Annotated in this window: 13 protein-coding genes; 3 read left to right on the top strand and 10 right to left on the bottom strand. The window is 58.4% G+C overall.

What is annotated here, in order from left to right; translation table 11 throughout:
- Positions 1–14: 14 nt before the first annotated feature.
- The 10 genes from leuB to B9Z40_RS03100 all read right to left on the bottom strand — a co-directional run bounded on the left by leuB (position 15) and on the right by B9Z40_RS03100 (position 9479).
- Positions 15–1100, bottom strand: a complete 1086-nt coding sequence (leuB, locus tag B9Z40_RS03145; protein ID WP_100171846.1) for a 3-isopropylmalate dehydrogenase — start codon at positions 1098–1100, stop codon at positions 15–17.
- 19 nt (positions 1101–1119) lie between these two features.
- On the bottom strand, positions 1120–1773 hold the full coding sequence (gene leuD / locus B9Z40_RS03140) for a 3-isopropylmalate dehydratase small subunit (RefSeq protein ID WP_100171845.1): 654 nt from the start codon (positions 1771–1773) through the stop codon (positions 1120–1122).
- Positions 1774–1793: 20 nt separating this feature from the next.
- Entirely contained in the window at positions 1794–3215 is a 1422-nt protein-coding gene (gene leuC, locus B9Z40_RS03135) for a 3-isopropylmalate dehydratase large subunit (protein ID WP_100171844.1), read from the bottom strand.
- A gap of 243 nt (positions 3216–3458) precedes the next feature.
- Positions 3459–4757, bottom strand: a complete 1299-nt coding sequence (locus B9Z40_RS03130) for a citrate synthase (RefSeq protein ID WP_100171843.1) — start codon at positions 4755–4757, stop codon at positions 3459–3461.
- 42 nt (positions 4758–4799) lie between these two features.
- A complete protein-coding gene (locus B9Z40_RS03125; RefSeq protein WP_100171842.1) occupies positions 4800–5108 on the bottom strand; it encodes a succinate dehydrogenase assembly factor 2 in 309 nt (102 codons plus the stop codon).
- Positions 5108–5812: a succinate dehydrogenase iron-sulfur subunit gene (locus B9Z40_RS03120; RefSeq protein ID WP_019427020.1), complete on the bottom strand. Its 705-nt coding sequence runs from the start codon at positions 5810–5812 to the stop codon at positions 5108–5110. The genes B9Z40_RS03125 and B9Z40_RS03120 overlap by 1 nt, the downstream gene beginning before the upstream one ends.
- 63 nt (positions 5813–5875) lie before the next feature.
- Positions 5876–7681, bottom strand: coding sequence for a succinate dehydrogenase flavoprotein subunit (sdhA, locus tag B9Z40_RS03115; RefSeq protein ID WP_100171841.1), 1806 nt, complete (start codon positions 7679–7681; stop codon positions 5876–5878).
- A 53-nt stretch (positions 7682–7734) separates the two neighbouring features.
- The gene (gene sdhD, locus B9Z40_RS03110; RefSeq protein ID WP_100171840.1) at positions 7735–8100 is read right to left on the bottom strand and encodes a succinate dehydrogenase, hydrophobic membrane anchor protein; all 366 of its coding nucleotides are present in this window, start codon (positions 8098–8100) and stop codon (positions 7735–7737) included.
- Between the two features lie 33 nt (positions 8101–8133).
- Entirely contained in the window at positions 8134–8565 is a 432-nt protein-coding gene (gene sdhC / locus B9Z40_RS03105; RefSeq protein WP_100171839.1) for a succinate dehydrogenase, cytochrome b556 subunit, read from the bottom strand.
- Between the two features lie 128 nt (positions 8566–8693).
- Complete coding sequence (locus B9Z40_RS03100) at positions 8694–9479, bottom strand: GntR family transcriptional regulator (RefSeq protein WP_100171838.1); 786 nt, start codon at positions 9477–9479, stop codon at positions 8694–8696.
- Positions 9480–9707: 228 nt separating this feature from the next.
- Here B9Z40_RS03100 and B9Z40_RS03095 point away from each other — a divergent pair, with 228 nt between their 5' ends.
- The 3 genes from B9Z40_RS03095 to B9Z40_RS03085 are packed head-to-tail and all read left to right on the top strand — an operon-like array spanning position 9708 to position 12299.
- A complete protein-coding gene (locus B9Z40_RS03095) occupies positions 9708–10694 on the top strand; it encodes a malate dehydrogenase (RefSeq protein WP_100171837.1) in 987 nt (328 codons plus the stop codon).
- Positions 10695–10713: 19 nt separating this feature from the next.
- Positions 10714–11733, top strand: coding sequence for a CoA ester lyase (locus B9Z40_RS03090; RefSeq protein WP_100171836.1), 1020 nt, complete (start codon positions 10714–10716; stop codon positions 11731–11733).
- Positions 11733–12299, top strand: coding sequence for a hypothetical protein (locus B9Z40_RS03085; RefSeq protein ID WP_233204766.1), 567 nt, complete (start codon positions 11733–11735; stop codon positions 12297–12299). Before B9Z40_RS03090 ends, B9Z40_RS03085 begins: the two co-directional genes overlap by 1 nt.
- Positions 12300–12313 lie beyond the last annotated feature (14 nt).

Raw genomic sequence — 12313 nt, 5'->3', positions numbered from 1 at the left:
TTCTTGAGGTGTGATCAGCCGAGGGCTTTGACTACCGCGTCACCCATTTCGCGGGTGCCGACTTTGGTGGTGCCTTCGCTCCAGATGTCGCCTGTGCGCAGGCCTTGGGCCAGCACTTTTTGCACAGCCGCTTCGATGCGCTCAGCGGCTTCGCCTTGGTTCAGGCTGAAACGAAGCATCATGGCCGCACTCAGGATGGTGGCCAGTGGGTTGGCCACGCCTTTGCCCGCGATGTCGGGGGCACTGCCGTGGCTGGGTTCGTACAGGCCCTGGTTCTTCGTGTTCAAGCTGGCCGAGGGCAGCATGCCAATCGACCCTGTGAGCATCGAGGCTTCATCGCTCAAGATGTCGCCGAACATGTTGCCGGTGACCACCACGTCAAAACGCTTGGGTTCCTTGACCAGCTGCATGGCTGCGTTGTCCACGTACATGTGGTCCAAGGCAATGTCGGGGTACTCTTTGCCGACTGCAGTGACCACGTCTTTCCAGAACTGGAAGGTCTCGAGCACGTTGGCTTTGTCCACGCTGGTCACACGGCCCTCTTTGCCAGCGGCTTTGCGCTTGCGGGCCGCCTGGAAGGCCACATGGGCAATCCGCTCGATCTCGGGTTTGGAGTAACGCATGGTGTCGAAGGCTTCTTCGGCACCTGGGAAGTGGCCATCGGTCGCAATGCGGCGGCCGCGCGGCTGGCCGAAGTAAATGTCACCGGTCAGCTCGCGGATGATCAGGATGTCCAAACCCGCGATCAATTCGGGCTTGAGGCTGGATGCACCCACCAGTTGCTCGTAGCAAATGGCGGGACGGAAGTTGGCAAACAGGCCCATGTTTTTGCGCAGACCCAAAATCGCTTGCTCGGGGCGTAGGGGGCGATCGAGGGTGTCGTACTTCCAGTCGCCCACCGCGCCAAACAGCACGGCATCACTGTCCATCGCCAGCTTGAGCGTGGCTTCGGGCAGGGGGTGGCCAAAGGCGTCATAAGCCGCGCCGCCAACCAAGGCGGTTTCCATCTCGAACTTCAGGTCGAGCGTGTTCAGAACTTTGACGGCTTCGGCGACGATTTCGGTGCCGATGCCATCACCGGGGAGGACTGCGATTTTCATGGGGGTTCCTGTGGTCTTGTTATGCGTTGACAGCGGTGTGCGCCAGCCAGGGCTTGGTGGCCAGGCGTTCCGCTTCATAAGCCTTGATCTTGTCGGCGTGCCGCAAAGTCAGGCCAATGTCGTCCAGACCGTTGAGCAAGCAGTACTTGCGGAAGGCCTGCACTTCGAACGGGGTCTCTTCGCCTTGAGGGCGCACCACCACTTGGCGCTCCAAGTCCACCGTGAGCTCGTAGCCTGGGAATGCCGCCACTTCGTCAAACAACTTGGCCACCACAGCTTCGGGCAGCACGATGGGCAGCAAGCCGTTTTTGAAGCAGTTGTTGAAGAAGATGTCGGCAAAGCTGGGTGCGATCACGCAGCGAAAGCCGTATTGGTCGATGGCCCAGGGCGCGTGTTCACGCGAAGAACCGCAGCCAAAGTTCTTGCGGGCCAACAAGACGCTCGCGCCTTGGTAGCGCGGCTGGTTCAGCACGAAGTCCGGATTGGGCTTGCGGCTGGCCGGGTCCTGGCCGGGAAAGCCCACGTCCAAGTAGCGCCATTCGTCGAACAGGTTGGGGCCAAAGCCGGTTTTTCGGATCGACTTGAGGAACTGCTTGGGAATGATGGCGTCGGTGTCCACGTTGGCGCGGTCCATCGGGGCCACCAGGCCTTTGAGGAGGGTGAATTTCTGCATGGTGTGATTCCTCGAACGCTTCAGGCGAATTTGCGGATGTCGACAAAGTGGCCGTGCACAGCAGCCGCAGCGGCCATGGCTGGGCTGACCAAGTGGGTGCGGCCGCCCGCGCCTTGACGGCCTTCGAAGTTGCGGTTGGACGTCGATGCGCAGCGCTCGCCGGGTTCCAGGCGGTCGGCGTTCATGGCCAGGCACATGGAGCAACCGGGTTCACGCCACTCAAAACCTGCGGCCTTGAAAATTTCGTGAAGGCCTTCGCGTTCGGCTTGCTCTTTCACCAAGCCAGAGCCAGGCACCACCATGGCCAGCTTGACGTTCTTGGCGACTTTTTGGCCGAGTTTTTTGACCACAGCTGCGGCTTCGCGCATGTCTTCGATGCGGCTGTTGGTGCACGAACCGATGAAGACCTTGTCGATGGTGATGTCTGACAAAGCTTTGCCCGGCTGCAGGCCCATGTAAGTCAGTGCGCGCTCAATGGCGTCGCGCTTGACATCGTCTTTTTCTTTGTCGGGGTCAGGCGTGTGGCCGTCGATGCCCAGCACCATCTCGGGCGAAGTGCCCCAGGTGACTTGGGGCACGATGGTGCTGGCGTCCAGCTCGACCACTGCGTCAAAGTGCGCGCCGGGGTCGGACTGCAGGGTCTTCCAGTACGCCACGGCGTGGTCCCACTCCACACCCGTGGGCGAGAGCAAACGGCCTTTGACGTACTCGATGGTTTTTTCGTCCACCGCCACGAGGCCAGCGCGTGCGCCGCCTTCGATGGCCATGTTGCAGACCGTCATCCGGCCTTCCATGCTGAGTGCCCGGATGGCCGAACCTGCAAATTCAATGGTGTAGCCGGTGCCGCCCGCGGTGCCGATCTTGCCGATGATAGCCAGCACGATGTCTTTGCCCGTGAGGCCTTTGGCCAGCGTGCCTTCGACCTTGATGAGCATGTTCTTGGCTTTTTTGGCCAAGAGGGTTTGTGTGGCCATGACGTGTTCGACTTCGGAGGTGCCGATGCCGTGGGCCAGTGCGCCAAAAGCGCCGTGGGTGGAGGTGTGGCTGTCGCCGCAAACCACGGTCATGCCGGGCAGGGTGGCGCCGTTTTCAGGGCCAATGACGTGCACGATGCCCTGGCGCTTGGACAAGAAGGGGAAGAATGCGGCCGAGCCGGATTCCTTCATGTTGGCGTCCAGCGTGGTGATTTGCTCTTTGCTGATCGGGTCGGTGATGCCGTCGTAGCCCAACTCCCAGCCGGTGGTGGGCGTGTTGTGGTCGGCTGTGGCCACGATAGAGCTGACGCGCCAAACTTTGCGGCCGGCTTGGCGCAGGCCCTCAAAGGCTTGCGGGCTGGTGACTTCGTGCACCAGGTGACGGTCGATGTACAGGACGGAGGTGCCGTCTTCTTCGGTGTGGACGACGTGTTCGTCCCAGATTTTGTCGTAGAGCGTGCGTGCCATGGGGTTTCCTTGCTGTGCAGCCTGCCATTTTATGCGGATAGGCGGCCTTCATTGGGCCTTCTGCCATGGCGTTTTGGTCGCTGCGGTGACTTGAGCGGCCGGGGCCCGGGGCTGCCAGGCCTCATCAGTCGCTTCGCGCCAGCAAATCGGCCTGACAGCCCCGGGCCCCAACCGCTCAAGTGCTGGTTTTTCTCATGAAAAAGCCCGCACAAGGCGGGCTTTCGGGGTTCGGTTGAAAACCGATCAACGCTGCACGTCGCGGCGTGGGGAGCCGGTGAACAGCTGACGTGGGCGGCCGATTTTGTACTCGGGGTCGCTGATCATTTCGTTCAACTGTGCGATCCAGCCGACAGTGCGGGCCAGGGCGAACACACCGGTGAACAGGTTCACTGGAATGCCGATGGCGCGTTGCACGATGCCAGAGTAGAAGTCCACGTTGGGGTAGAGCTTGCGGCTGACGAAGTAGTCGTCTTCCAAGGCGATTTTTTCCAAGGCTTTGGCCAACTTGAACAGCGGGTCGTTTTCCAGGCCCAGTTCTTTCAGCACTTCGTCGCAAGTTTCTTGCATCAACTTGGCGCGGGGGTCGTAGTTTTTGTAAACGCGGTGACCGAAGCCCATGAGCTTGACGCCGGAGTTCTTGTCTTTGACCTTTTCCATGAACTCGCCCACTTTGGAGATGCCACCCATTTTTTGGATGTCTTCCAGCATGTTCAGGCAAGCTTCGTTGGCGCCACCGTGGGCAGGGCCCCACAAGCAAGCGACGCCCGCAGCGATGGCCGCAAACGGATTGGTGCCAGACGAGCCGCACAGACGCACAGTCGACGTGGAAGCGTTTTGCTCGTGGTCTGCGTGCAGGGTGAAGATGCGGTCCATGGCGCGCTCGAGCACAGGGTTGACCACATACTCTTCGCAAGGGGTACCAAACATCATGCGCAAGAAGTTACCTGCATAGCTCAGGTTGTTCTGGGGGTACATGTAGGGCTGGCCCACGCCGTACTTGTAAGCCATCGACACCAGGGTAGGCATTTTGGCGATCAGGCGGATCGCTGCAATGTGGCGGTGCTCTGGGTTGTTGATGTCGGTGCTGTCATGGTAGAAGGCCGACAAAGCGCCAATCAGACCGGTCAAAACGGCCATGGGGTGGGCATCGCGGCGGAAACCTCGCAGGAAGAACTGCAACTGCTCATTCACCATGGTGTGGTTGTTCACCAACTTGTGAAAGTCTTTGCTTTGCTGGCCGACAGGCAATTCACCGTTCAACAACAAATAGCAGGTGTCCAAATAGTCAACCTTGTTGGCCAGTTGTTCGATGGGGTAACCACGGTACAACAGCTCGCCTTTGTCGCCATCGATGTAGGTGATGGCCGACTGGCATGAGGCCGTCGACAGGAAGCCCGGGTCGTAAGTGAACATGCCGCTTTGGCCGTACAGCTTGCGGATGTCAATGACGTCAGGACCGATGTTGCCGGAGTAGACGGGCATCTCGATGCTGGGGCTGCCGTTGGAGAACGACAGGGTGGCTTTGTTATCGGCGAGTTTCATGGTGGGTTTCCTCAAAAATTCAGGGGGTTGAACCTGTTCGGTTCACGCTCTCAACATGTCCAGGACTTCACACACCTCTTCGGTGCTGATCTCAGGCTGTAGTTCCTTACGACGCAACAGCAAGTCCATGAGATCGTTGTCTGACAAGTCCATCAGCACGTACATGCCCCGGGCTTGACCAACCGACAAACTTGCAGCATGACGGTTGAAAAAGCGCTCAATGAACAAATCATTTTCGAGCAGGCCTCGACGGCTGCGCCAGCGCAGCTTGCTGAGTGACCGTTCGCTCAAAGGCGCTTGGCGGTCAGCGCCAACCAGTGACGCGTCTTCCAGGATGGGCGTTACGGTCATTAGACTGCGCGGCGAACCATCATCTCTTTGATTTTACCGATGGCTTTGGTGGGGTTCAGACCCTTAGGGCAAACATCGACGCAATTCATGATGGTATGGCAGCGGAACAAACGGTAGGGGTCTTCCAAGTTGTCTAGGCGCTCGGCTGTGGCTTCGTCACGGCTGTCGGCGATGAAGCGGTAAGCCTGCAGCAAACCAGCTGGGCCCACGAACTTGTCGGGGTTCCACCAAAAGCTGGGGCAGCTGGTCGAGCAGCTGGCGCACAAAATGCACTCGTACAAACCGTTCAGCTCGTCACGCTCTTCCGGGCTTTGCAGGCGCTCGGTCTCAGGCGGAATGGTGCTGTTGATCAGGTAGGGCTTGATCGAGTGGTATTGCTTGAAAAACTGGGTCATGTCCACGATCACGTCGCGGATCACGGGCAGGCCGGGCAGGGGCTTCAGAACAATGGTGCCGGGCAGGGTGTTCATGTTGGTCAAACATGCCAGACCGTTTTTGCCGTTGATGTTCATCGCGTCCGAACCGCAGACGCCTTCGCGGCAAGAGCGGCGGAAGGAAATGGAGGGGTCCACGGCCTTGAGCTTCATCAGGGCGTCGAGCAACATGCGTTCATTGCCGTCCAGCTCCACCTGGATGGTTTGCATGTAGGGCTTGGCGTCCTTGTCTGGGTCGTAGCGGTAGATTTGGAAAGTGCGTAGGGTCATGAAAGAACTCCTGGTGTATTCGGGGGGTGGACCGCCACTGGGTGTGGGCGGTCCAGGCAATCTTTAGAAGGTACGGACCTTGGGTGGCACAGAGTCCACCGTGAGGGGCTTGAGCTTGACCGGCTTGTAAGTCAAGCTGTTGTCGGCGCTGTGCCACAGGGTGTGTTTCATCCAGTTGGCATCGTCGCGTCCCAGTGGCGCGACGGCGTCGTCTACTGGACGCTCATAGTCGCTCACGGTGTGGGCGCCACGGCATTCGCGGCGGGCAGCAGCCGACACCATGGTGGACTGTGCAGCTTCGATCAAGTTTTCCACTTCCAGGGCTTCGATGCGGGCTGTGTTGAACACTTTGGAAGTGTCCTTCAGGCCGATCGCATTGACGCGTTCACGGATCGCAGCGATCTTTTGGACGCCTTCATCCATGGCGGCTTGAGTGCGGAACACGCCAGCGTGCAACTGCATGGTGGCGCGCATGTCGTTGGCCACGTCTTGGGCATATTCACCGCCACGGCCTTCGAGCTTGTTCAAGCGCTCGAGTGTTTGGTCTGTGGCATCGGCTGGCAGGTCTTTGTGCGACTTGGTTTTGGAGGCGAAGTCGACAATGTGGTTGCCTGCGGCGCGGCCGAACACCAAGAGGTCGAGCAGCGAGTTGGTGCCCAGGCGGTTGGCGCCGTGCACTGACACGCAAGAGCATTCGCCCACAGCGTAGAGGCCATTGACCACCGCATTGTGGTCGGTGGCGGTTTGGGTCACCACCTGGCCGTTGATGTTGGTGGGGATGCCACCCATCTGGTAGTGGATGGTGGGCACCACCGGGATGGGCTCTTTGGTGATGTCGACGTTGGCGAAGTTGACGCCGATTTCGTACACCGAGGGCAGACGCTTGTGGATCGTGTCGGCACCCAAGTGGTCCAACTTGAGCATGACGTAGTCTTTGTTGGGTCCGCAGCCACGGCCTTCCTTGATTTCTTGGTCCATGCAGCGGGACACGAAGTCACGCGGTGCCAAGTCTTTCAAGGTGGGCGCATAGCGCTCCATGAAGCGCTCGCCATTGCTGTTGAGCAAGATCGCGCCTTCGCCGCGGCAGCCTTCAGTCAACAACACGCCAGCACCGGCCACGCCGGTGGGGTGGAATTGCCAGAACTCCATGTCTTCCAATGGAATGCCTGCACGCGCTGCCATGCCCAGGCCGTCACCGGTGTTGATGAAAGCGTTGGTGGAAGCGGCATAAATGCGGCCTGCACCACCGGTGGCCATCAAAACGGTTTTAGCGTGCAAGACGTGCAGATCGCCGGTTTCCATTTCGAGAGCGGTCACACCGACCACGTCGCCTTCGGCATCGCGGATCAGGTCCAGGGCCATCCACTCGACGAAGAAGCTGGTTTTGGCGGCGACGTTTTGCTGGTACAGGGTGTGCAGCATGGCGTGACCGGTACGGTCAGCGGCAGCGCAAGCACGTTGCACCGGCTTTTCACCGTAGTTGGCGGTGTGGCCGCCAAATGGGCGCTGGTAAATCGTGCCATCGGGGTTGCGGTCGAAAGGCATGCCCATGTGCTCCAGGTCGTAAACGACCTTGGGCGCTTCGCGGCACATGAATTCGATGGCATCTTGGTCGCCGAGCCAGTCGGAGCCCTTGATGGTGTCGTAGAAGTGGTAGTGCCAGTTGTCGTCGGACATGTTGCCCAGCGAAGCACCGATGCCGCCTTGGGCAGCCACGGTGTGCGAACGGGTAGGGAACACTTTGGACAGCACGGCGACATTGAGGCCTGCGCGGGCCAGCTGCAGCGAGGCACGCATGCCCGAACCACCGGCGCCGATGATCACGACATCAAACTTGCGGGTGGTGATTTTGTCTTTGGTATAGCTCATGGTTTATCTTGGTAGGTAGGGGTTCAGCGCAATGACAAGCGGTGATGGACGACTCAAAGGCGCCACAGTGCTTGAACAGACCAGCCAGCACAGCCGATCAGCCAAACGAGGGTGAAAACATGCAAAACCAGGCGCACGGCCAGGGGCTTGACGTAGTCCATCCAAATGTCACGCATGCCCACCCAGACGTGGTACAGCAAGGAAATGATCACGCAGAAGGTCAAGACCTTCATCCATTGAGAGGCAAAAATGCCAGCCCATTCTTCGTAACCGATCGGGCCCGAGGTGAAGATCACTTGAATCAGCAAGATCACGGTGAAGAGGGCCATCAAGGAGGCCGTCACGCGCTGGGCAAGCCAGTCACGAAAGCCGTAGCCAGCACCGGTGACGATGCGTTTGGAGCCGTAATTCACGGACATAGTGGGGTTTCCTTTTTGTTGTTTTGGGGCAGATCAGTACAAACCGAACATCTTGGCGCCCAAGACGGCCGTCAGGCCAATGCTCAGAACCAATGTGACGATGGCCGAAGATTTGCCGAACTCTTTGGTCACGGCGTGGAACATGTCCATGTACAAATGGCGAAGACCTGCAATGAAGTGGTGCAAGTAAGCCCAGATCAGGGCCAGTGCGACCAATTTCATGAACCAGCCTGGCACAAAGCCCATGCCAATGTTGAAAGCGGCCGAGAGCTTGGCAAACGAAATTTCGGAGGTGATCGAGCTGTCAAACATCCAAATGATGAGTGGCATCAACAAAAACATGAGGAAACCACTGATGCGGTGAAGAATCGACACAATGCCTGCCACCGGAAGGCGGTAGCTCGGCAAATCTTTCAAGGCGTTGATGTTGCGGAATTCAGGCCGCTTGCGCGCGAGTTCGGTCATGAGGGTACTTTCTGGATTAACGCGTAGAAGTTGCAGGTGTTAAACGTGGGTGATTCTATTGCAACGCAGCAAACTGACAGGAGCATTGCACACGAACGTGACAGGGTGATTTTTCGAGCTGAAATGTCTCAACTCAGGGCGTTTCGGTAGTGGTGGTGCTCTGTGCTGTAAATGCCTCGGCGCAGCTCCATCGGTGTGTCGTTGTAGGTATAGGCAATGCGCTCGACGCTGAGCAAAGGCGTGTTAGGGCTGACTTTCAGCAACTGGCTTTGTGTTTCGTCGGGGAGCAGAGCACGGATTTTTTCATCAGCGCGAACCATGCGCACGCCAAATTCGGTTTCAAATAAGGCGTACATCGGGCCGTGGTAATCGGCCAGTCGCTCAGCGGTCAGCCCTTTGAAAGGCGCTGCGGGCAACCACAAGTCTTCCAAAATGGTGGGATTGCCGCCAAAAGAAAGCACACGTCGGACTTGCAGCACGGCGTCGCCAGTGCGCAAAGCCAATGCTCTGGCGATTTCGGCTGTGGCGCGGGACCGTTTGCAGTCCACAATTTCACGTTGGGCAGGCCCTTCTGAGTCCAAATCGCCTCTGTCCGGTACCAGTTTCAAGAAACGGTACTGCACATGGTCTTCAGAATGGGTGGCCACAAAAGTGCCTTTTCCTTGCCTGCGCACCAGCAAGTGGTCGCTCGCCAACTCGTCAATGGCTTTACGGACCGTGCCTTGGCTGACCCTGTAGCGGGCGGCCAACTCCATCTCGCTGGGGATGGATTCACCGGGTTTCCATTCCCCAGATTGCAGGTTTTGCAAAATCAGCCCTTTGATTTGCTGGTACAGCGGGCTGAAAGCAGGGGTTGGCACAGCTGCAGCTTCTGCTGCTGCGCTGGCGTCGGCCGATGAGGAGGTGTTGTTCATGAAAAAGGGAGAACGCGCGGGTCGTCAAGTGCCGCATCATATCTTATATAAGACATAAGACAAATTGACGATTGAAGGTTTTCGCGGGTACACTTGCGGGTTGTTTGCGCATGTTTTTCGCTCAATCAGGGGCGTCAAGCGTGGGTCCGTTTTAATGGACAAGCCTCGCGATGAATTTGTCTGTTGTGGGCTGCAACCCTTCTTTTCAACCTTCTGGAGTTATCCACCATGAGCAAAAAGCCCGTCCGCGTTGCCGTTACCGGCGCAGCAGGTCAAATCGGTTACGCATTGTTGTTCCGCATCGCCTCTGGGGAAATGCTGGGCAAAGACCAGCCCGTCATCCTGCAATTGCTCGAAGTGCCTGTCGAAGGCCCGCAAAAAGCGCTCAAGGGCGTGATGATGGAACTCGAAGACTGCGCTTTCCCATTGCTGGTGGGTATGGAAGCCCATGGCGACCCCATGACGGCATTCAAAGACGTCGACTACGCTTTGTTGGTCGGCTCTCGTCCACGCGGCCCTGGCATGGAGCGCGCTGAATTGCTCGCCATCAACGGCGCCATCTTCACAGCGCAAGGCAAGGCCCTCAATGCCGTGGCTTCGCGCGACGTCAAAGTGCTGGTGGTGGGCAACCCCGCCAACACCAACGCTTACATCGCCATGAAGGCCGCCCCAGATCTGAAGCCAGGCAACTTCACTGCCATGCTGCGTTTGGACCACAACCGCGCTGCGTCACAAATCGCTGCCAAGACCGGCAAAGCCGTGGCCGACATTGAGAAATTGTGCGTGTGGGGCAACCACTCGCCAACGATGTACGCCGATTACCGTTTCGCCACCATCCAAGGCGAGTCGGTCAAGGCCATGATCAACGACCAAGAGTGGAATGCCAACGTGTTCTTGCCCACTGTGGGCAAGCGCGGTGCCGCCATCATCGAAGCGCGTGGTTTGTCTTCTGCAGCTTCGGCTGCCAACGCTGCCATCGACCACATGCGCGATTGGGCCTTGGGCACCAACGGCAAGTGGGTGACCATGGGTATCCCATCACAAGGCTGGTACGGCATTCCTAAAGACGTCATGTTTGGCTTCCCCGTGACCTGCGAAAACGGCCAATACAAAGTGGTCGAAGGTTTGGAAATCGACGCGTTCAGCCAAGGCTGCATCGACAAAACTCTGAAAGAGTTGACCGACGAGCAAGCTGGCGTTGCCCACTTGATCTGATTCTCAGCAGAGAACGAGAGTGAGCCATCCGCGCGACGTACTGTTGGGTTCGCAAGCAGGCAGCTTTCAGCTGCCCGTTTGTGACCATTACAGCGGTGTCGAAGCGCGGATGCGCAAAAGCTTGCAGCTGCAAGCTGAAATGACGCAAGAGTTTGGAACCTGCGTCTTTGATGTGACCCTGGATTGTGAAGACGGTGCCCCCGTGGGCGGCGAGGCAGAGCATGCCGCGCTGGTCACCGAGTTGGCATTGGGTGCTGCACCCGAGGCCCGCGTGGCCGTGCGTGTGCACCCCGTGGATCACCCCAGTTTTCAAGCCGACATGGCCACCATTGGTGCACAAGCTGCCCACCGGTTGACGCACATCATGGTGCCCAAGGTCGAGTCAGTGGCCGATGTGCAACGGGCCGAGCAAGCCTTGGTTCAAGCCGGTGCCAAAGATTTGGCGTTGCATGTGTTGATCGAGTCGCCCGCTGCGGTCCACCGCGCGTTTGAGATTGCTGCGCACCCGCGAGTCCAATCCATGAGTTTTGGGCTGATGGACTTTGTCTCGGCCCACGGCGGTGCCATTCCTGCCCAAGGTATGTCTGGCCAAGGCCAGTTCACCCATCCCTTGGTGCTGCGTGCCAAGCTCGAGATTGCCAGCGCGTGCCATGCCCACGGCAAAGTGCCCTCGCACTGCGTGGTGACCGAATTCAAGAACACCGATGCCATCCGCACTGCGGCACAAAAAGCGGCCCGCGAGCTCGGTTACACCCGCATGTGGAGCATCCACCCCGATCAGATTCGCCCCATTCTGGAAGCCATGGCGCCCAGCGAAGCCCAAATTGACCAAGCCAGCGAGATCATTTTGGCCGCGCAGGCAGCCCAATGGGCACCGATCAGCCATGGGGGCCAATTGCACGACAGGGCCAGTTACCGTTTCTTCTGGCAACTGATTGAAAGGGCACACCAAACCGGTCGCCGTTTGCCTGAAGAAGTGCAGTCGTTTTTTGCCGTCATCGGTCATTCAATCGGCCATCCAACCAGGCGTGCAACGTGATGACACTCTTGCATTCGATGGGCCGTGGCACGCCATCCCACCTTTTTCTTCAAGCCCTTTGCACCGCGCTTTTGTTTTTCACGGTGCCAGCTTGGTCGCAATCGCCCGCTAAGCCCTCTGCGGCCCCTGCTGCCAAGACCCAGCCCCCGCCTGCCAAAAACACCAAGGCCAAGAAAAATGCTCGCCAAGCGGAGCCTGACACCTTGATGGGCCCCGACGAACTGGCCATCGCTGAGCGTGTTCACAAAGGCCAATTGCCTTGTGAAATGGGCACCACTGTGCGATTGGAAGCCGATGCTGCGCAACCCGGTTATTTCTATTTGCATGGCAAAGGCTTCCGTTACCGCATGCACCCTGTTGCCACCAGCACAGGGGCGATCCGTTTGGAAGACCGCAAAGCGGGCACCGTTTGGTTGCAGCTGGCCAATAAATCCATGTTGATGGACCAGAACAAAGGCCGTCGCATGGCCGATGAATGTGCAAATGCCGAGCAATTGGCCTTTGCTGAAAACATGAAATCCAACCCCCCGCCCAGCCTGATCGACACGACAGGCATGGGGCGATAAATCTTGAAACCTTG

Source organism: Limnohabitans sp. 15K, from assembly GCF_002778285.1.
In the GTDB taxonomy this organism is placed as follows: domain Bacteria; phylum Pseudomonadota; class Gammaproteobacteria; order Burkholderiales; family Burkholderiaceae_C; genus Limnohabitans_A.
This window is presented reverse-complemented; position numbering and strand designations above follow the sequence as displayed.

What these genes read in the sequence shown, in the direction of transcription:
- B9Z40_RS03085 (WP_233204766.1), top strand. Translation starts at nt 11,733, where the DNA reads ATGACACTCTTGCATTCGATGGGCCGTGGCACGCCATCCCACCTTTTT.
- B9Z40_RS03130 (WP_100171843.1), bottom strand. Translation starts at nt 4,757, where the DNA reads ATGAAACTCGCCGATAACAAAGCCACCCTGTCGTTCTCCAACGGCAGC.
- leuB (WP_100171846.1), bottom strand. Translation starts at nt 1,100, where the DNA reads ATGAAAATCGCAGTCCTCCCCGGTGATGGCATCGGCACCGAAATCGTC.
- leuC (WP_100171844.1), bottom strand. Translation starts at nt 3,215, where the DNA reads ATGGCACGCACGCTCTACGACAAAATCTGGGACGAACACGTCGTCCAC.
- B9Z40_RS03095 (WP_100171837.1), top strand. Translation starts at nt 9,708, where the DNA reads ATGAGCAAAAAGCCCGTCCGCGTTGCCGTTACCGGCGCAGCAGGTCAA.
- sdhD (WP_100171840.1), bottom strand. Translation starts at nt 8,100, where the DNA reads ATGTCCGTGAATTACGGCTCCAAACGCATCGTCACCGGTGCTGGCTAC.
- B9Z40_RS03125 (WP_100171842.1), bottom strand. Translation starts at nt 5,108, where the DNA reads ATGACCGTAACGCCCATCCTGGAAGACGCGTCACTGGTTGGCGCTGAC.
- B9Z40_RS03120 (WP_019427020.1), bottom strand. Translation starts at nt 5,812, where the DNA reads ATGACCCTACGCACTTTCCAAATCTACCGCTACGACCCAGACAAGGAC.
- B9Z40_RS03100 (WP_100171838.1), bottom strand. Translation starts at nt 9,479, where the DNA reads ATGAACAACACCTCCTCATCGGCCGACGCCAGCGCAGCAGCAGAAGCT.
- sdhC (WP_100171839.1), bottom strand. Translation starts at nt 8,565, where the DNA reads ATGACCGAACTCGCGCGCAAGCGGCCTGAATTCCGCAACATCAACGCC.
- leuD (WP_100171845.1), bottom strand. Translation starts at nt 1,773, where the DNA reads ATGCAGAAATTCACCCTCCTCAAAGGCCTGGTGGCCCCGATGGACCGC.
- sdhA (WP_100171841.1), bottom strand. Translation starts at nt 7,681, where the DNA reads ATGAGCTATACCAAAGACAAAATCACCACCCGCAAGTTTGATGTCGTG.